This window comes from Micromonospora sp. NBC_00860, assembly GCF_045207375.1.
In the GTDB taxonomy this organism is placed as follows: domain Bacteria; phylum Actinomycetota; class Actinomycetes; order Mycobacteriales; family Micromonosporaceae; genus Micromonospora; species Micromonospora vinacea.
On record NZ_CP108825.1, the window covers coordinates 1336739 to 1355483 of the forward strand.

Below are 18745 nucleotides of genomic sequence, written 5' to 3' on the forward strand. Positions count from 1 at the left end.
TCAGATCGGGATCAAGCCTGCTTGCGTGGCTGCTGCTGTCACCGTAATCGAGGAACGGGATGAACCCGGTTCAGGCGTTCTTCCACAGGTGGATCACCGCCGGCCACCGGTCGCCCCCGCCCGGCTGGGTGCCAGGGCCCGCCGTTCGACGGACCCTGGCACCCGGGGAAGATCAGCGCAGGGTGTCGATGTCGATGACGAACCGGTACCGCACGTCCGAGGCGAGCACCCGCTCGTAGGCGTCGTTGACTGCCTCGGCGCCGATGACCTCGACCTCGGGGGCGATGCCGCGCTCGGCGCAGAAGTCGAGCATCTCCTGCGTCTCGGCGATGCTGCCGATGCTGGAGCCGGCGAATGAACGTCGGTTGCCGAACAACGCGAAGACGGGCACCGGCAGCGGCTGCGGCGGGGCGCCCACGCTGACGAGCGTGCCGTCCAGACGCAGCAGGCCGAGGTAGCTGGCCATGTCGATCGGTGCGCTGACCGTGTTGATGATCAGGTCGAAGCTGTTCTTGAGCGCCTCGAACGTCGCCGGGTCCTTGGTGGCGTGGTAGTGCTCGGCGCCGAAGCGCAGGCCGTCGTCCTTCTTGCCCAGCGTCTGTGACAGCACTGTCACCTCGGCGCCCATCGCCGCGGCGATCTTGACTGCCATGTGGCCCAGACCACCCAGGCCCACCACGGCGACCTTCTTGCCGGGACCGGCGTTCCAGTGCGCCAACGGAGAGTACGTGGTGATGCCCGCGCACAGCATCGGCGCGGCCGCCTCGTACGGGATGCTTTCTGGCACCCGCAGCACGAAGTTTTCGTCCACGACGACGTGGGTCGAGTATCCGCCCTGGGTCACGGTGCCGTCCCGGTCGACGCCCGCGTACGTCTGGGTGTTGCCCTTGAGGCAGTACTGCTCGTTTCCGGTGCGGCAGTTCTCGCACTCGCGACACGAGTTGACCATGCAGCCCACACCGGCACGGTCGCCGACCGCGTGGCGGGTGACGTCGGCGCCGACCTCGGTGATCCGGCCGACGATCTCGTGGCCGACGGTGAGCGGGTAGGGAACGCTGCCCCAGTCGCCGCGCACGGTGTGGATGTCGGAGTGGCAGATGCCGGCGTAGCGGATTTCGATGAGAACATCGTGCGGGCCCAGGTCCCGCCGCTCGATCGTGGTACGCACGAGCGGTTCGGTGGCAGAAGGCGCGGCGATGGCGTTGACGGTGAAGATGGTGTCCTCCGGTGACGTGATGCTGACCAACCTGCACCTCACCACAGCCGTGGCGGCGCTGCGAGTCTCTGTCAAGGCGCGTACTGCTGTACCCCTCAGGAGCGCCGGGTGTCGCTCCGGCCGATCAGGGTACTTCTTTGCTGCGCCCACTTTCCTGGCAGCACCAGCGGGCAGGCGGTGATAAATGCCCTGCTCTAGGTGGTAATACCAGGGCATCCTTTTCTGGGTAGCCTGCAGCACGTGCTGAAGGCGATCGGTGGTGCGGGTGCGCGCCGGTGACACCGTCATCTGTCCGCCCGGTGAAGAGCACTGGCACGGTGCCACCGGCGACACCTTCCTGAGTCACTTCGCGTTGCTGGAGGCCAATCCCGACGGCTCTGATCCCACCACCTGGCTCGAGCCCGTCACCGACGAGCAGTACAACGCGGCGCACCAAGCCTGAGCACACGACCGGCGTCAGGAAGGCGACGGTGCTCGAAGCCGCCGATCAACCAACCCGTTCGATCGTCACCTTAAAACCATCCGGCCGCACTTCGAGCACATGCCGGTCGCCGTCTCGACAGCACCGCGCGCCGCTTCTACCCCGGCTGGAGGCACCAAGCAGTTCCACCACCACGTCGTCGGCGAGCTCACCCTGGCGTACGAGAGCTTGGACCTGCGTGCCGAGTCGGACCTCACCCTGACCATCTACGCCGTCGAGCCGGCCTTACCAACCGCCCAGGCGCTGGCCCTTCTCGCCTCCTGGGCCGCCACCGCCGTCGACAGCGACAAGTCGGTGCAACCGCAGTAAGGGTCGGCACGGCGGCCACCAGCGACTCCTGGCCACAGCATGCGAGGCGGCTCAGTCGAAGTCGATTCGCATCAGCCTGCTGGCGGTCCAGTCGTCTGGATGGGGCGGCCTGACGGTGCCGGGGTCGTGGGGCTGGTTGAGGTCGTCGACGATGGCCGCGATCACCGCGATCACCGCGGCCCGTTCCGTGGAATCGGTGACGATGGTCGCATGCGCCGGCAGGTCCGCTCTGATGCCGTTCTTGAGGTGAAAGGTGAAAGCGGGTCGAGCGCGCTGCGCTCACCGTGCTGGTCTGCGGGGTTCATGCGGCTTCTTTCTGCAGTGCGGGGCCGAGGAGCAGTCCTCCGTCGATGACGTACTCGGCGCCGGTGATGAAGGCCGCCTGCGGCGATGTGAGGAACAACAGCAGCGCAGTGATGTCGGCGGGCTGCCCGAGTCGCGGGACGGCGAACGGCTCGGGCGAGTAGAAGTCGGCGATCGGGGCGTCGCTGCCGGCCGCCGGCTCGGTGATGAACGGAGTGGCGACAACGCCGGGGTGGATGGCGTTGACGCGGATGTTGTCGCGGCCCAACTCGAGGGCAGCGGTCTGAGTGAGCCCGCGAACCGCCCACTTGCTGGCGACATAGGGAGCGTAGAAGGCGGTACCGCCGGTGCCCATGGTGGAGGCGATGTTGACGATCGCTCCTCCTCCCGCGCGACGCAGCGCCGGGGCCGCTGCCTTGATGCCGAGGAAGGTACCGGTGAGATTGATGTCGAGGATGCGAGCCCACGTAGCCCGGTCAGTGGACTCGATGAGGGCCGGCGGGTTCTGCACCCCGGCGTTGTTGACCAGGATCGTGAGCGCACCGAAGGCCCTCTCGGTCTCCGCGACGGCGGCGGCCCACGACTCCTCCTGGGACACGTCGAGGCGGACGAAACGTGCCCCATCTCCCAGCTCGGCCGCGAGGCCAGCACCACGCTCGGCGTTGATGTCACCGATGACGACGTTGGCGCCTTCGGCATGCAGGGCGCGAACGTGGCTGGCCCCCTGTCCACCGGTGCCGCCGGTCACGAGAACGGTCTGATTGGCGAAACGGGACATCAGATCCTCCGGGTACGTACGAGGGACGACAAACCCGAGACCGGGTGGTGAGTCGAGCGACTCACCACGCCGAAGTTACGCTCCCGCGAGTGGTGAGTCAACCCACTCACCTCGCTATGATGGGCGCATGACCCCAGCGCCGTCGGCCTATCACCAGCGCGTGGCGGAGGAGAAGCGCGCGCTCATCGTGCAGGCCGCTACCGAGCTGTTCCTTGAGGTGGGCTACGACCGGGCATCACTGGCGCGGGTTGCCGACAGCGCTGGCGTGTCGAAAGCAACATTGTTCAAGCAGTTTCCGACGAAGGCAGCACTGTTCGATGCCATCGTCATCGACTCGTGGGCCGAGAACGACGTCGACGACCTGCCGCCCGCCGGTGACCTGACGGCCGGCCTGACGGTTCTGGGACGGCGCTACGCGACGCTGTTGATCCAGCCGGAGATGACCGACCTGTTCCGCATCGTCATCGCCGAACTGCCACGCTTTCCCGAACTGGCCAAGGCACATTTCGCACAGGGCAAACTGCCGTACTTCGAGTCCGTCCGGCTCTACCTCCAGGCCGAGCGCGACGCCAGAGCCGCAGACATCGCTGACCCGGAGATGGCCGCTACGCAGTTCCTCGGGATGATCTCGAACTACCTGTTCTGGCCGCGCCTTCTGCTCCCGGACTGGACGGTGACCCCTGCCCGCACGACCGCTGTCGTGGAAGAAGCCGTCCGAACCATGGTTGCGCGGTACGGCACCGATGTTCACCACCGGGACCGTGAGGCCGTTACCGCAACTGCTGCGGAAAACCCGCAGGGCCGCTGACAAGTCCTGGCAACAGGCTCCGCGGACAAGCCCCGGCCGGATGCTTCTGCGGACCCTCGGTCCGCGACCCGTGCAGCGGCCCGCCGCCCGCGGCCCCCGGGCTGGCCCTCCGACGTCGCTCCCGTCCCCGCTGCCCGGCCGCGCCCGACGGGCACGGTGCCGGCCCACGCCGCGGGACGGACGCCGGCCGGCACCACATCTCGGTCGCGCACGCCGGTCGCTACAGGGCAGCGCTGGTCTTTCCCAGGATGCCGGCGAGTGCACCGAAGTCGACGTCCTGCCCTTCGGTGATGTCGACGGTCTTGCGCTCGCCGTTGCCCATCGCCCGGAGGAATCCCTTGACCTCGGGGACGTCCGCTGCGTTGAACACCATGAACGAGACCTTGGCCTTGGCCACCGCGATGACGGCCGCGTAGTGGCCGTTCTTGAGGTAGTGCGGCTTGCCGTACTGGAGTCGTTCCTCCACGCCTGGAACGGTCTGGTCGATCATCGCGCGCAGCTTCTCGCAGACCTCGATCTGCCACGGCTGCGTCTTGTTGATGTACTGGGTGACCTCGTCGTTCACGGCGTTCTCCTTCATCGGTGCTCACTGGTCTTCAGAACGTGTCGTAGCCGAGGGTCGGCGACCGCCTCGCTGCCCGACTGCCAGGGAAGCCGAGTCGATGAACCCAGGACCTGCCGGTGGACGGTCACCGTATCCAACGATCCGAACTGCAGTGATCCCTTGCGGTCAAACCGGGCGAGCACTCACTCGCCACAGCAGGCGCACGGGGCGCAGGGATCGCTACCTCCTCGGCGTCCGAGGGCCATCGATTCCAGCGACCGCACGTCTGGCGCTTCTGCCCCACGTGACAGGAGCAGGCCGGCGGCGGGCGTCGGCAGTGGGTTCGTCGGAGTAGATGCGGTACGGGATCCGGACGTGCTCTTCGCCGACGAAGACACCGAAGGACCCTCCCGGTGGGAGTCCAGCGGCCGGCATCACCGCCAGCCCGGCGGCGACATCGGCGCTGAGAGTCTTCGGGAAGGCGGCATCGAGACCAGAAACACCGCCGGGCTCAAGGCTGCCAGCCCTCGTTCCGGGAACGGGCTCCATGATCCGAAACTACGGAGCGGGCGTCGGGGTGGGCAACTGCGTTCGGTAGCTCTGCGGCAGCTGCCAGCCTGTTTGCCCGGGCGGCTCGGGGACCGACGCACTCCCGGAGCAGCTCAGCCAGACAATCGTTCTACGGCCCGCGCATGGCGTTACGCAGGGGGAGGGGCACTGAACTCGATTGCGAGCAGCGGCCAACTGGGTCACGATGGCGATCATGCGTGATGTGAAGGGCGGCCCGCGCCCGGTGCGGTGAACGGGTTGGCGCCGGCGGACGAGTCGGCTGACCTGGTCTGGTTGGACGCTGCGGTCGTCAGCGGTGACGTAGCCGTCGGTGGGAACAGGGTCCGGTCGAGGGTCTTCGCTGCGGTGAACGCGGACCGCACCGGCCCGGTCGTGCGCCGTCTCTTCCGGCTGGCTGGTGACCCGCGTTCTGCGGTGCGACTCACGGTGCTGACGTTGCTGAATGGTTTGTTCACTCCGGACGGCGGCGGGGATTCCGTTGCGGATGTCGCGGCGGTCGCCTTGGCGGATCCTGACGACGCCGTTCGACGCGCGGCGTGCTGGCTGTTCGTCGCTTCGGCCGGCGTTGATCGTGCGGCCGATGCGATGTCGTCGGCGTCGGATCCGGTGGTTCGGGTGGCGTTGGCCGAGGCGATCTACCTCGAGCCGCCGCAGCGTCCCGACGATGACCGGTGGTCGCGGTTGGTCGCACAGATGAGGCGCGACGAGTTGCCTGCCGTGCGGGTTCTTGGGTCGTTGGCCGCGCTGCGCACCGCAATCCCAGGGGACTGGACCGGGTTGGATGCGGCGCTCCGCGGGGACTTGGAGGCGGCGGCCGGGGCGCTCGGCGGGCAGGGCGGTCGCAGCACATGGGGAGCGGGGCAGCGGTGGGCTGCTGCTCTCAGCCGCCTCGACCGGGAAGAAGATTCGTACTCGTGGGTTGAACGGCTGCTGCGACGACACGAGCCGGAACGGGCACGCCAGGCCGGCCTGGATATCGCCGCTGAGGCGATGCGGACGTGGCGGGCTGCGCCAGCTCGGCTGACACCGGCGCTCTCGACGGTGTTGAACGAACCGCCGTCCCCGGTCCGAGTGACAGCGGTCGAGGTGGTTAGTGCTTCGCTGACCGCGACCCGTCTGGCCGCCGACAACCTCGTGCCGCTACTCGCCGAGCCCGCGTTGTCGACGACAGTGGCGGCCGCGCTCGGCAGCATCGGGGATCCACGGGCCTTGCCGGTGCTGCTTCGTATGCTGCGCGCCGGCGCCCGGAGTCCACGGCTTGCCAGGGCGCTCGCCGCGGTGGCGCCCGCACTGTCCGACCCCACCGAGGTGGTCAAGACCGCGCGGGATGTGCTGGCAGGGCACCGGGATCCGTGCCACGCAGGCCGATCGTGGCAGCCATGCCCGGCGGTGGCCGCCGTCCGCGCCCTGGCGACGATCGGCCCGGCCGCCCGTGCCGCCGTACCGGAGCTGACCGTACGCTTGCGCGCGGCTCTCGACCGTGGCGATCCGGCGGCGGCCGGTCTCGAGGTCTTCGCCCTGCAGCAGATTGGACCGCCCGCGACACCGGCGGTGGCGCTCCTGCGACCGCTGATGACCGGCGACCATCGCGACGCCGACTGTGCGGCCAAGGCGGTCCTGGCGATTACAGAGGACCGGACGGTCGCGGACGACTACCTCGACGCCCGCCCCGAACAGCTGCGCCGTTGCCGGATCGCCCCACACCTGCTGACATGGCTGACCCACCACGGCGGTCTGACCGACCGGCAGGTCCGCCAGATGAACCACCTGTTCACCCAACCCGGCGCGATGCAGGTCGGCGTCGCCGCCACCCTGTGGCGGCACAACGGTCCCGCTGCGGCGCCGCGCCTGCTCGCCGAGTTGCCCAAGTACCTCGACGACGACGCCTTCGGCCCGACCGCCATGGCGGTCCTTAGCGAGATGGGCCGGTACGCGGGGCCCGCGCTGTCGCATCTCGACCGGCTGATCGAGTCACCTCATCGGACACCCGTCTACCTCGGTGATCCCGACGCCGAGATGCGCGCCGATGAACAGCTCTTCGACCTGGCGGTGGCCACCAGGACCGTGGTCCGCGGCACCAGCGTTTGACCGACGCCGGATGCTCCGTACCGAGTAGACACTGATCAAGGAGGAACCTTTTGGGCCCTAGGGCCGAGCGTGAGCAGGCGAGCTTGCGCCGGCGGATGGAAGCCCTCCGGCTTCCTGCCGTGCCGCTGCGACATGCGGGCTACCTGCATCCGCCCTCCGCGGACCCGCAATGGGACAGGACCCCGCAGGCGGTCGGAGTGGGACCAGGTAACCAGGCCTACGCGGTGTGGGCGAGCAGGGACGGGTCGGGGCAGCGTCTCGTCACGATCCACGACGGCGACCGTCAACCGGTCCGATCCGTTCGACTCGACGGCTGTCTGGATCCCTCGTTCGTGCAGCCGCTGCCCGACGGCTGCGTCCTGCTCGTCAAGGCGCGCAGTCGCAGCGGCGCCAACGCAGAAGTCTGAAGCCCCGACGGGAACCGTCTACGGCAGGGCGACTTCGGCGACGCGATTGAGACCGTCCTGACCACGCCCAGCGGAGCGATCTGGGTGGGCTACTTCGACGAGGCGATGGGTGGCCACGGCCCGCAAGGTCACGGACTGGCCAGGTTCACGCTCGACCTCGAACCCGCCTGGGTCTACCCGCATCGAGCAGACCTGCCACCGATCGACGACTGCTATGTGCTCAACCTGGAGGGGGAGACGGCGTGGAGTTGCGCCTACACCGCCTTCCACCTCGTCGCCGTCCGCGACGATCAGCCAGTCGACTACGGAGCGGTCCCCTGCAAGGGAGCATCGGCCTTGCTGACCGACGGCGCCACGGGGGCGCTGATCGGCGGCTACGGACCCGAGTACGACCTGGTCGCGCCGTTCCGCATCGGCGAAGAACACGTGATGCCGGTCGGCGTGCCACGCCGGCTCGTCCGGCCCGACGGTCTTGAGGTGAGCGCACGTCGCATCTACGGCCGAGGGACGGAGCTCCACGTCTTCGTACAGCACTCCTGGTACCGGCTCGACCTCGCCCAGCTCGTGGAGTCGATGCGGCCGGCTGGTTGGCCGACCCAGCCCGAAGCCGACCAACGTCGCCCGGGCGGTGAGTAGGTAGGTCATTTGTTACACATCGGGGCGGACCCCACGGAATGAGGCAGATGAAGCGGAGCGGCAACCAGCTATGACATAGATGGGATTACATGTCTCGCGTGATCTCAGGTATGAAGGCCGAAGGCACGTCTCGGTACTGAATCCTGAGAAGGAGCGACAGATGACACATGCCCTGCGCCGCCTACGAACGGGGGCGGTCGCGCTCGCTGCCTGCACACTTGGGCTGAGCCTACTGTCGATACCCGCGGCCGAGGCGTACTCGGTTGCCCCTCTCGCGCCACGATCCGAGCGGGCACCGGAATCGAACCAGTTCTCGGCAGAGGGTGTGACAACGATCGGTGAACTCCGCACCGTCGACAGTTCCGTGTCCTACGCCCCCGCCGGCGGGACACAGATCATCCAGCACCCCGGTGCCACCTACGTCAAGGTGCACTTCAGCTCGCTGCGACTGGCCCAAGGCGACTACGTCACCGTGTCGAGCCGCGACGGCAAGGAGAGCCACCGGTACGACCGCCACCTGAACCGGGCGACTGGTTCGGACTACACCACCGACGGACAGCCGGGTTTCTGGGCGATGTCGGTGGAGGGCGACACCGCCGTGGTGACACTGCACAGCAACCGCCCCTCACGTGGCAGCGCCGCCACCATTGACCGGTTCTGGCGCGGATACGACAGCACGGAAATCGCCGCGCACAACTTCTCCACCCAGTCCGTGTGCAGCACCGACGCCCGCCGGGACGTGGTCTGCTACCAAAACAGCCACCCCACCGAGTACGCCCGCGGCAGGGCGGTGGCGCGGCTGCTGATCAGCGGCGGTGGACTGTGCACCACCTGGCGGGTCGGCAACACCAACCGGATGCTGACGAACAAGCACTGCTTCTCGACGCAGTCCGCTGTGAGCGGCAGCGAGATGCAGTTCAACTACCAGTGCGCCACCTGCGGCGGCGCGAATCCCGGCGCCGGCACCAAGGTCAGCGGAGCCACCCTCTACAGGGTGAGCAGCGGCGGCTCCAGCCAGCTGGATTACACCCTGTTCTCGGTCAACAACTTCGCCGCCATCCAGGGATTCGGCACGCTGTACCTGGCAACTACCGCCACCAGCAACGGCACCCGGATCTATGTCCCCGGGCACGGCGACGGCACCGCGAAGCGACTGTCGATCTACGAGGACACCCAGAACGGCGCGACCTGCGCCGTCCGGAACGCGAACTACAACACCTGGAACATCAGTTACAGCTGTGACACCTCCGGCGGCAACTCGGGTTCACCCGTGCTGAACGCCAGCCACCGCGTGATCGCCCTGCATCACCTCGGCGGTTGTCCGTCGAACCAGGGCGCGAAGGCGCACCTGATCTACAACGAGATCGCCACCCTGATCGACAACGGCTGAGACGGCGGGCCGCCGATGCGCGCTCTGCGCCTTGGCGGCCCACCGGCATCCCCGCCGCTCGACCTCCGTGACGCCGCCGGACGACGCCGTGCGTCGATGACGCCAAGCACGCGCCAGCTAGCCCTTGGACATCGAGGGCCCCGCGCCGACGCGGACAACGCGTCGGCGGAGGTGGGCGGTCAGGCGGATTGCCGGTGGCGGCCGAGTGACAGGAGCAAGCCGGCGGCGGCCAAGACGACTCCGGCGGCGGCGGTGTACGCCGGGAGTTGCGCGGGGATGCCGAGGTGGACGGTGATGCCGAGGATGCGGGACAGGCCCCAGGGCAGCAGCGCGAGCTGGTCGTTCCACACCGTCAGCGCGCGTTCCAGGCCCACCACGGAGACCAGGGCGGACAGCACGCCGAGGGGCACACCCGCGGCGGTGAGGGTCAGCCCGACAGCGCTTCGGCGGCGCAGGCCGTAGCGGTCCCGCAGGACCACGGCGACGACCACGAACAGCCAGCAGAACGCCGCGAACGGGTAGGGCCGGCGGACATGGGCAACGTGAGCCACGCTCGCATGGTAGTGGCCTCACCGGCCGCCGTCCTCGACGTGCGGCGACTGTTCATGCCGAGATGGCGGAGGCGTTCGAATGATGAGTCACCGCAGCGCCGCTGCGAGTTCGGCGGCGTTGTCGAACGCGGGTGCCGCCCTTTCGGACTCGTCTTTCGTGAGCGTGACGGACTGGGCGCGGGCCAGCAGCTCGGTCGCAGTCTGTGGATCGTGCAGCACCATCGCGAGTTCGGCGCGGTACACCAGGACCTCCACCTGCTCGACCGGGTCGTCGTCGGCTTGCGGTCGGGCCAACGCGCTGTCGAGGATCCGAACTGCCTGTCCGGCGTTTCCCCTGGAATCGGCCTGCACGACGGCATTCGCCAGGGCCTTGGCCAGCCGCCCGGCAGGCGTGGCGGCCGGCATGGGCGCGGTGGTGGCGTCCCGAAAGACGCGGATCCAGTTGCCGCCCGGGTCGATGACGCTGAATCCGCCCAACCCGTCGGCGTTCTTCCGCGCCCTGGGCCGGGTCATCCGCGGCGTCCCGGACACCAGTACCTTGCCGTACGCGGCGCGCATGCCGGCTACGAAGGCCCGATGTAGTCCTTCGATGTCCGCAGTGATGACGAGACAGGAGCCGTAGGACTGCTCCGGGTCGAATCCGGCGATCTCGAAGAACTGCAGGTGCAGGTCTTCCCGCTGCACCCCCACGCACGCGTTGGGCTTGCGTTGCTTGTACGTGGTGCGGAAACCGAGAACTCCGTAGAAGGTTTCGATGTCGTCGATGGACGCGCACGGCAGCAGGGGAACGGTCACCTCGTTGGTCATGCCTCCTTCCTAGGCGTCGCAGGGTGTCCGTCGCACATGGAAATAGCCGATCGCCGCCTTCGAACATCCGATCGGCTGATGACCCGGAACGCGACGCCACCCAGCCGACCGGCGGCGCGTCAGGGCAGGGTGATCGGGAGCGGCACACCCTCGTGGCCGCGGGCGCAGGCGCAGCCGAAGGAGTCGGGCGGCAACGCCGGAACCGCCCGGTGGAGCACCTCGCGTAGTCGCTCGACGTTCGCGGCGAAGATGCGCAGCACCTCTGCGTGGCCGACCGAGTCGGTCGCATCGACCCCGGCGTCAAGGTCGGTGACCAGGGCGATGGGGGTGTAGCACAGCTGCAGCTCACGAGCGAGGATCGCCTCCGGGTGCCCGGTCATGTTGATCACCTGCCAGCCCTGGTGGGCGTACCACTGTGACTCCGCTCGGGTGGAGAAGCGTGGGCCTTCCACCACCACCATCGCGGCGCCGACGACAGGTTCGAACCCGATCTCGCGGGCGGCGGCGGCGACGGTCGCGCGCCCGTTGGGGCAGTACGGGTCGGCGAACGACGTGTGGACCGCACCGTCGTCGAAGTAGGTGCAGGCTCGTCCGCTGGTCCTGTCGACCATCTGGTCGGGGAGGACGAGCGTCCCGGGGACCAGTTCCGTGCTGAGCGATCCGACGGCGCACGGTGCGAGAATCTGGCGTACCCCGAGCGCGCGTAGTGCCCAGAGGTTGGCCCGGTAGTTGATCCGGTGCGGGGGAAACCGGTGGTCGGCGCCGTGCCGCGGCAGGAACGCCACGGTACGGCCACCGACGCGTCCGACGGTGACCGGGTCGGACGGCGGGCCGTACGGTGTGGAGACCTCGACCGCCGTACCACCGTCGACCAGTTGGTAGAGGCCACTGCCACCGATCACCCCCACTTCGGCCTGGGGCAGTTCAGCGGACCTGGTCATGCTTGTGCCTTCCTTGGGACAACGACGGGGAGTCGCCTGTTCAACGCTCCGAACCATCGACCCGTCGCCAGCGGATCTGCCGCACGAGGTACCAAACGCCGCTGACCAGGAACAGCGCGGCGGTGAGTGCCAGCCAGCGGGCCAGGTACGGCTGCTGGTTCTGACCGGTGGCCGCGAGATAGGTTTCCCGGCCCTGCCGCAGGATGCCGGGGAGATACACCAGGAACAGCAGCCCGGTGGCGAGCGCAGGCACCCGGACGTGGTTCAGGAGGGAGGGCCGGAGCGGTGCCTGCCCGGCGCGAGCCGGCATCGGGTGGTGTACAGCCGGTGGCAGGCCCTCTCCGCCGGAGCGCCCGAGTGCACCGCGCAGCACCCGGTCGGCCGACGCGTAGATCGGAAAGAGGACGAGGTCGTGGGCGACGGCCGCCCCGACGAACCAGAGCAGCATTCGCCCAGCAGTGGCCTCCTCGGCGATTCGGAGCGCGACCCAGCCGGTGAGGGTGAAGCAGGCGATCATGACGATCAGGTGCTGCAGGGACGATCCGTAGGCCGCCCGGAATCGGAGGATGGGCTTATCCATCGGCACCGGTCCGGAAGGTGATCTCGGCGACCCACTTCGTGCAGTGCACGCCGGGCAGGGCGGGGACGATCACCCGGGCCGGAAAGCCGTGGTCGGCCGAAAGATCGACGCCGTTGACCCGCAGAGCGAGCAGAGAGTCGGCGTCGAGCACCTGATTGGCCTGGAGGATCGCCTGGTTGAACAACCCGGCCTTCTCCAGCGACCGGATCTGCGCCGACGCCGGGTCGTCCACACCGACCAGGGTGGCGAGGTCGCGCAGTCGTACACCTGACCAGGTCTGTCGCGTCGACCACCCCTCCACGCAGGCGATCGGCAGGCGGGCGGTGTGCTGACCCATGGCCAGCAGGCGGGGACGGTCGAGGGTGACGAGGCGGTCGCCGCCCCGCACGGTCAACCGCCATCGTTGCCCCACCTCGTCCGGTTGAATGCCTGCCGCGGCGGCGGTGCGGTTGATCGGGAAGCCGTTCGGTCCGGTGCCGGGCTCACGTCCGCGCGGTAGCAGCAGTGCGGTGCGGCGCCAGCGGCCGTCGAGGGTCTGCCCGATCGTGAGGGCGCCGAGCAGCACGGAGAGGCCACCGACCAGGGCAATCGCGCCGCGCCGGCTCATCGTCGCTGCGCCGGGTGCGGTGGCCACCAGGTCGTCCGGATCGGGTGGCTCGGGCCGGGTCGCGGCCAGCGGGGTACGCAACTCGGCCCGCAGTGGTTCGCGCTGCCCCGGTCGGCGGCGGTCCCGCAGGGCCGGCCGGGATCGGAGTGCGCTGACCATCCGGGGAAGCTTCAGTGTCACGTGCGCCACGAACGCTGCGATGAAGACCCAGGCGCCGAAGTAGTGCGCGGTGTAGAAGTCGAAGCCGAACAGGTATGCGTACTGGATGTTGAGCAGGCCGGTCGCGATCTCGAAGAGGATGCCGCCGACCAGCAGCAGCAGGGACAGCCGCTCCAGTACCTGGGCCAGGGACCGGGCCGGCGGCCAGCTGAAGAGCTTCGGGATCACCGACCAGAGCTTCGCCAGCACCACGGGGATCAGGATGATGCCGAGCGTCACGTGCAGGCCCTGGGTGACCCGGAACAGCCACGACGGTCGAGTCGGCCAGTCGAACGGCGGTAGCCGTAACCAGCCCACCTCGCGGGGTAGGGCCTGATCGAACTGGGGGCCGTAGGCGGCGTAGTCGAGCAGCCCGGTGATGATCACCAGCGGCAGCCCGACGAGGAGCACGGCGCCGTACACGGCGGTGAGCCATGGACCCCGCAGCGGGCTACGCCAGCGGTCCCCGGTCAGACCGGGGACCGGTGGGGGGTGTCGTTCCAGGGCACGCCACCACCGCTGGGGGAATCCCGTTTGCCGGTCCGTCACACCCATACCCCGGGACGCTAGACGCCACTGGCCCCCAAATTTGGGCATACCGGGATACCGATCGCCTGGCAGGCGGGCGATCCGGCCTCGCCCGGGCCGAGTGCGGTCTACGGTCACCGGGATGCGGGTACTGCTCACCGGCGCGGCCGGTTTCATCGGATCGCAGATCGCCGACCTGCTCGTCGCCGAGGGCCACGACCTGGTGGCGCTCGACGCGCTGCTGCCTCAGGCACACGGCAGGGACATCCCCGAGTGGTCCCGGCGGCACGCCCCGGTGGTCGGTGACGTCCGCGACGCCCCGCTGCTGGACCGGCTTCTTCCCGGTGTGGACGCGGTGTGTCACCAGGCGGCGATGGTGGGACACGGGCTGGACCCGTCCGACGCCCCCGACTACGTCAGCCACAACGACTACGCCACAGTGGTGCTGCTCGCTGCGATGTACCGCGCCGGTGTGACCCGGCTGGTGCTGGCCAGCTCGATGGTCGTCTACGGCGAGGGTCGGTACGTCTGCGCGACGCACGGCACCGTGCGGCCCGCCTCCCGCAGCATCGCCGATCTGGCCGCCGGCCGGTACGAGCCAACCTGCCCGGACTGCGCCGGCACCCTCTCGCCAGCTCTGGTGCCCGAGGACGCGCTACTCGAGCCGCGAAGCACGTACGCGGCCACGAAGCTTGCCCAGGAACACCTGGCCGCAGCGTGGGCGCGGCAGACCGGCGGAAGCGTCTGGGCGCTGCGCTACCACAACGTCTACGGCCCGCGGATGCCCCGGGACACCCCGTACGCGGGTGTGGCCTCGATTTTTCGGTCCGCGCTGGCGGAGGGTCTGCCGCCGAGGGTGTTGGAGGACGGCCGGCAGCGCCGCGACTTCGTCCACGTCACCGACGTCGCCAGGGCCAACCTGCTGGCGTTGACCGCCTCGCCACCGCTGGGCCTCGTGCCGGTCAACGTCTGTTCGGGCGAGCCGCACACGGTGGGTGAGTTGGCCGTCGCCCTCGCTGAGGCGATGGCTGGGCCGGCGCCGCAGATCGCCGGTGGTGGCCGGGCGGCCGACGTCCGACACGTGGTCGCCGACCCCCGGCGGGCGGCGGAACTGCTCGGCTACACCGCCCGGGTCGGGTTCGCCGAGGGGGTGGCCGCCTTCGCCACCGATCCGCTACGGGAACCGGCCGCCCTCACCGCCTGAGACTCTCGCACCACCTACCGCCGGATCAGGACACCGTCCAGAGCAGGTGACTGACCGCGAGAGCGGTGAGCACCTGCCCAGCCAGCCACAGCCGTTGGGCAGCCGGCGGCAGGTGGGCGGCGGCCACCAGCAGCCAGACCACGAACGGTAACCAGATCCGTTCCACCTCCGCCTTGCTCAGCCCGGACAGATCAGCCACGACGACCGCCAGCACGGCGACCAGCGGCAGCAGCATCGTGGGCCCGGCTCCCCGCAGGGCGTCAAACCAGGCGATCACCGGGGCGCGGTCAGGACAGCGCCATCGCCTCGCAACGGTCCGCGCCGGACCGATCGACGCGTGCGCGGTCCGGAGCAGCGCCGGCCCGAGCGCCGGGCCCGCACAGAGCAGAAGCGCCGCCACGTTCGCCCACACCCAATAGCCGTACGGGCGCTCCGCGGCCCAGCCCTGGTGATACCGCTCAACCACCAGGTGGTAGCCGTCCAGCCACCAGAAACCGGCCAACGTGAAGGTGGCAACCACCGCACCGGCACCGGCCAGTGCGGCGAGCACCGCCGGCCACCGGTCCCGCGGTCGCAGTGCCACCACCGCCAGGGCGAGGACGCCGACCAGTACGAGGCCGTATGACAGGTAGAGGGCGAAGCCGAGCAACAGGCCCCCGACCGCGGCGGCGGCCACTCCCCGCACCACCAACAGGGCCAGCCCCGCCGCGACCACACCGGCGAAGATGCCGTCGGCCGAAACTCCCACCCAGATCGCGCCGGGCAGCAGCACCAGAAACGGCAGCACCTGGCGGGCGGCCTCCTCCGCGCCGAGGGCCCGCAGCGTCACCGGCACCGACACGGTGACTGTCGCTCCCACCAGCACGCAGGCCAGGGCGGCGACGGTGGGGCCGCCGAGACCGATCCGGTCCAACCCGACGAAGAGCAGCAGCGGCCCCGGTGGATGGCCGGCGGTGTGGGTGGACCACGCGTGCGGCTGGAAATCGAGGATCCGGGCGCTGAAGCCGGCCAGCATGGCCGTGATGTCGGTGACTCGGGGCACCTCGTGCAAATACTCGGCCTGCGGGGTGAGTCGCCGGGTGAAACCGGCCGACCAGCCGTCCACCAGCGCCAACGACATCGTCCACGCCACCGCCGCGACGTAGGCCGCGACCAGCAGCCGGCCCCACCCGGCGGTCCGGGCCCACTGGACACCCCAGCCGATCACCCCGGTGGCGACCAGCAGCGCGGCCGGGGTACCCCAACCCAGGTGCGGACGCCAGCTGGCGTAGAGCGGCGCGGCGTCGGCGTGTAGACCGACACCGCGCGCGTTGAGCAGCACGCCCACCGCCACCGCAGCGGCGACCAACGCCACCTCGACGCCGAGCACCACGAGGTCGGCGTCGACCCGCCGGGCGGGCACGTCCGGTCCCCGGCGCAGGGGCGCGAGCACTCTCATGACGACCGGACGGTACGGCCATCGCCGGCCCGGTGGTGCGGGAATGGGCAGGACATCACCCTTCGATGAACGGGCGATGCTGGCAGAATCGCTGATGGTTCGATTTCGCCCATCCAGGGCGGCTTGGCGTCCTAGCGTTTCCGGTATGCCATCACCGATCGACGTGGTACTGCCGTGTCTCGACGAAGCCGCGGCGCTACCCGGCGTCCTGACCGCCCTGCCACCCGGCTACCGGGCGATCGTGGTGGACAACGGCTCCCGGGACGGCTCACCGGAGATCGCGGCCCGGCACGGCGCCCGGGTCGTCCACGAAGCGCGCCGGGGCTACGGCGCCGCCGTACACACCGGCCTGGAGGCGGCGCAGGGCGCACTGGTCTGTGTGCTCGACTGCGACGGCTCCTTCGATCCCACCGAACTCCCGGCGCTGGTCGCGCCGGTGGCCAGCGGGTCGGCTGATCTGGTGGTCGGTCGTCGCCGGCCCGTCGCCGCCGGTGTCTGGCCGTGGCATGCCCGGGCCGGCACCGCGCTGGTCGCGGCGCTGCTGCGGCAGCGGGGCATACCGCTGCGCGACCTCAGCCCGATTCGGGTGGCCCGCCGCGAAGCGCTGCTCGGCCTCGGAGTCACCGACCGCGCCTTCGGATACCCGTTGGAACTACTCATCCGCGCCGCCGCCGCGGGCTGGCGGATCCGGGAACTCGACGTGCGGTACTTGCACCGCGCTGCCGGCACCCGGTCGAAGGTCTCCGGCTCGGTACGCGGCACGCTCCGCGCGACCCGGGACTTCGCCGGGGTCCTGCGCACGGTGGAGCGATCGCGGTGACCGTCCTGCTGGTGATGGCGAAGGCACCCGTGCCGGGTGCAGTGAAGACCCGTCTCTGCCCCCCGGCCAGCCACCTGCAGGCGGCCCGGATCGCCGCCGCGGCACTGCTGGACAGTTTGGACACCGTACGCGCCACTCCCGGCGTCACACCCGTCCTCGCCCTGCACGGTCGGCTGGCCGACGCCGAAGAAGCCGCCGAGCTGACCGCGGCGACCGCCGGCTGGCAGATCCTGCCGCAGCGCGGCACCGACCTCGGCGATCGTCTCGCCAACGCTCACGCCGACGTGGCTGACGACTACCCGGGTCGACCGGTGCTCCAGATCGGCATGGATACGCCACAGCTGACGTCGGCGCAGCTCGATGCGGCCGTCCACCGCCTCACCCTCACCGACGCCGTGCTCGGCCCTGCCATCGACGGCGGGTGGTGGGCCCTGGGCCTGCACAACCCCCGGTACGCCGCCGTGCTTCGCGCCGTGCCGATGTCCACCGCGCTGACCGGGCACCACACCATCGTGGCCCTACGCAACGGGGGTTTGCGGGTAGATCCCTTACCCCTGCTTCGAGACGTCGACGAGTGGGCCGACGCACTCGCGGTGGCCGCGTCGACGTCCGGCGATGCGTCGACATGGTCGACCGACGTGATTGCCGACGGTCGTCCCGGGCGGCCCGCGGCAGTCTTGCCGGAGCGGCCCGGGGGCCAAGAAGCCGCCCACCTGGAGGCCCGCCCGGCGCGGCACGGTACCGGCAGCCGCTTCGCGCGCCACGTCGCGGCGGTTCAGCGCAGCCTGACGCCCGGGATCCCTCGATGAGCCGCAGCATCCGGGCCAGACCGACCGAGGCATTCGGCAGCGCGTTGCGACGCCGCACCGACGACCACTGGCTGGTGCACGGCGACAACGGTTGGCGCAGCCGCCTGCCGGTACGCCGGTGGCACGGCCCAGCCGAACCGGCGGTGGCCGCACTGGTCGCCCGATGCACCGGCCCGACGCTCGACCTGGGCTGCGGTCCAGGCCGGCTCACACTGGCACTCACCCGGGCCGGGCTGACCGCCGTCGGAGTCGACATCTCCGCGCACGCGGTTCGGTTGACCCGGGCCCGAGGCGCAATCGCCCTCCAGAGAGACGTCTTCGCCCCACTGCCCGCAGAAGGGCGCTGGGCTCACGTGCTCCTGATCGACGGAAACATCGGCATCGGCGGTGACCCCGTCACCCTCCTCGGCCGGTGCCACGACCTGCTGCGCCCCGGCGGCACCGTGCTCGTCGAACTCGAAGCACCAGGCCCAGGACTCTGGCGCGGTCAGGCCCAACTGGCCCTCCAGGCCGCGGGCGGTGGTTCGCGCCTCGGGCCACCCTTCCGGTGGGCCCGGCTCGACACCACGGCGGTCACCGGGGTGGCCTCCACCGCCGGGTTCACGGTCCCCGAGGTGTTTCGCCGCGACCGCCGCTGGTTCGCCGAGTTGGCCGAGGACAGCTCTGGCGCGGCCACCCCGATGAGGTGAGGTCAGTGCCGGCTTGCATCTGCCCGGCGGCGCGGGAGGCGTT

19 protein-coding genes and 1 pseudogene are annotated in these 18745 nt (G+C 69.8%); 10 read left to right on the top strand and 10 right to left on the bottom strand.

Features of this window, described 5'->3' with window-relative positions:
• Positions 1 to 172: 172 nt before the first annotated feature.
• Positions 173 to 1216, bottom strand: coding sequence for an NAD(P)-dependent alcohol dehydrogenase (locus OH804_RS05965; protein ID WP_406066453.1), 1044 nt, complete (start codon positions 1214 to 1216; stop codon positions 173 to 175).
• Positions 1217 to 1481: 265 nt separating this feature from the next.
• Between OH804_RS05965 and OH804_RS05970 the strand changes: the two genes are divergently transcribed.
• Both OH804_RS05970 and OH804_RS05975 read left to right on the top strand, forming a co-directional pair.
• Complete coding sequence (locus OH804_RS05970; RefSeq protein ID WP_406063360.1) at positions 1482 to 1658, top strand: hypothetical protein; 177 nt, start codon at positions 1482 to 1484, stop codon at positions 1656 to 1658.
• A 99-nt stretch (positions 1659 to 1757) separates the two neighbouring features.
• On the top strand, positions 1758 to 2006 hold the full coding sequence (locus OH804_RS05975) for a hypothetical protein (RefSeq protein WP_406063362.1): 249 nt from the start codon (positions 1758 to 1760) through the stop codon (positions 2004 to 2006).
• A 51-nt stretch (positions 2007 to 2057) separates the two neighbouring features.
• Here OH804_RS05975 and OH804_RS05980 read toward each other — a convergent pair whose 3' ends face one another.
• Positions 2058 to 2180, bottom strand: a complete 123-nt coding sequence (locus tag OH804_RS05980) for a hypothetical protein (protein WP_406063364.1) — start codon at positions 2178 to 2180, stop codon at positions 2058 to 2060.
• 127 nt (positions 2181 to 2307) lie between these two features.
• The gene (locus tag OH804_RS05985; protein WP_406063366.1) at positions 2308 to 3087 is read right to left on the bottom strand and encodes an SDR family NAD(P)-dependent oxidoreductase; all 780 of its coding nucleotides are present in this window, start codon (positions 3085 to 3087) and stop codon (positions 2308 to 2310) included.
• Positions 3088 to 3214: 127 nt separating this feature from the next.
• Here OH804_RS05985 and OH804_RS05990 point away from each other — a divergent pair, with 127 nt between their 5' ends.
• Complete coding sequence (locus OH804_RS05990) at positions 3215 to 3895, top strand: TetR/AcrR family transcriptional regulator (protein ID WP_406063368.1); 681 nt, start codon at positions 3215 to 3217, stop codon at positions 3893 to 3895.
• A 220-nt stretch (positions 3896 to 4115) separates the two neighbouring features.
• Here the strand turns inward: OH804_RS05990 and OH804_RS05995 are convergent, their stop codons facing one another.
• Entirely contained in the window at positions 4116 to 4475 is a 360-nt protein-coding gene (locus OH804_RS05995; RefSeq protein WP_269215351.1) for a DUF1801 domain-containing protein, read from the bottom strand.
• Between the two features lie 879 nt (positions 4476 to 5354).
• Between OH804_RS05995 and OH804_RS06000 the strand changes: the two genes are divergently transcribed.
• The 3 genes from OH804_RS06000 (at position 5355) to OH804_RS06010 (ending at position 9530) form a co-directional block, all read left to right on the top strand.
• On the top strand, positions 5355 to 7097 hold the full coding sequence (locus tag OH804_RS06000) for a hypothetical protein (RefSeq protein WP_406063371.1): 1743 nt from the start codon (positions 5355 to 5357) through the stop codon (positions 7095 to 7097).
• 491 nt (positions 7098 to 7588) lie between these two features.
• On the top strand, positions 7589 to 8140 hold the full coding sequence (locus OH804_RS06005) for a hypothetical protein (protein ID WP_406063373.1): 552 nt from the start codon (positions 7589 to 7591) through the stop codon (positions 8138 to 8140).
• Between the two features lie 325 nt (positions 8141 to 8465).
• Positions 8466 to 9530, top strand: coding sequence for a trypsin-like serine peptidase (locus tag OH804_RS06010; protein ID WP_406063375.1), 1065 nt, complete (start codon positions 8466 to 8468; stop codon positions 9528 to 9530).
• Positions 9531 to 9709: 179 nt separating this feature from the next.
• Here OH804_RS06010 and OH804_RS06015 read toward each other — a convergent pair whose 3' ends face one another.
• The 5 genes from OH804_RS06015 to OH804_RS06035 all read right to left on the bottom strand — a co-directional run bounded on the left by OH804_RS06015 (position 9710) and on the right by OH804_RS06035 (position 13769).
• On the bottom strand, positions 9710 to 10081 hold the full coding sequence (locus OH804_RS06015; RefSeq protein WP_406063377.1) for a hypothetical protein: 372 nt from the start codon (positions 10079 to 10081) through the stop codon (positions 9710 to 9712).
• 87 nt (positions 10082 to 10168) lie between these two features.
• The gene (locus OH804_RS06020; protein ID WP_196924057.1) at positions 10169 to 10888 is read right to left on the bottom strand and encodes a VOC family protein; all 720 of its coding nucleotides are present in this window, start codon (positions 10886 to 10888) and stop codon (positions 10169 to 10171) included.
• Positions 10889 to 11007: 119 nt separating this feature from the next.
• The gene (locus tag OH804_RS06025) at positions 11008 to 11829 is read right to left on the bottom strand and encodes an S-methyl-5'-thioadenosine phosphorylase (protein WP_406063379.1); all 822 of its coding nucleotides are present in this window, start codon (positions 11827 to 11829) and stop codon (positions 11008 to 11010) included.
• Positions 11830 to 11869: 40 nt separating this feature from the next.
• Positions 11870 to 12409: a hypothetical protein gene (locus OH804_RS06030; protein ID WP_406063381.1), complete on the bottom strand. Its 540-nt coding sequence runs from the start codon at positions 12407 to 12409 to the stop codon at positions 11870 to 11872.
• A complete protein-coding gene (locus tag OH804_RS06035) occupies positions 12402 to 13769 on the bottom strand; it encodes a molybdopterin-dependent oxidoreductase (RefSeq protein WP_406063383.1) in 1368 nt (455 codons plus the stop codon). The genes OH804_RS06030 and OH804_RS06035 overlap by 8 nt, the downstream gene beginning before the upstream one ends.
• A gap of 115 nt (positions 13770 to 13884) precedes the next feature.
• On the opposite strand from OH804_RS06035, the gene OH804_RS06040 reads away from it, so the two are divergent.
• On the top strand, positions 13885 to 14946 hold the full coding sequence (locus OH804_RS06040; protein WP_406063385.1) for an NAD-dependent epimerase/dehydratase family protein: 1062 nt from the start codon (positions 13885 to 13887) through the stop codon (positions 14944 to 14946).
• A 25-nt stretch (positions 14947 to 14971) separates the two neighbouring features.
• Here OH804_RS06040 and OH804_RS06045 read toward each other — a convergent pair whose 3' ends face one another.
• Positions 14972 to 16384 carry a hypothetical protein gene (locus OH804_RS06045; RefSeq protein ID WP_406063387.1) on the bottom strand — a complete coding sequence of 471 codons (1413 nt, stop codon included), beginning with the start codon at positions 16382 to 16384 and terminating at the stop codon, positions 14972 to 14974.
• A 145-nt stretch (positions 16385 to 16529) separates the two neighbouring features.
• On the opposite strand from OH804_RS06045, the gene OH804_RS06050 reads away from it, so the two are divergent.
• From OH804_RS06050 to OH804_RS06060, 3 genes and pseudogenes are all read left to right on the top strand, one after another.
• Complete coding sequence (locus OH804_RS06050) at positions 16530 to 17204, top strand: glycosyltransferase family 2 protein (protein ID WP_406063389.1); 675 nt, start codon at positions 16530 to 16532, stop codon at positions 17202 to 17204.
• Positions 17201 to 17803 (top strand): annotated as a pseudogene (locus tag OH804_RS06055) (DUF2064 domain-containing protein); the annotation flags it as partial. The gene OH804_RS06050 and the pseudogene OH804_RS06055, both read left to right, overlap by 4 nt.
• A gap of 206 nt (positions 17804 to 18009) precedes the next feature.
• Positions 18010 to 18702 carry a class I SAM-dependent methyltransferase gene (locus tag OH804_RS06060; protein WP_406063391.1) on the top strand — a complete coding sequence of 231 codons (693 nt, stop codon included), beginning with the start codon at positions 18010 to 18012 and terminating at the stop codon, positions 18700 to 18702.
• Positions 18703 to 18745: the final 43 nt, after the last annotated feature.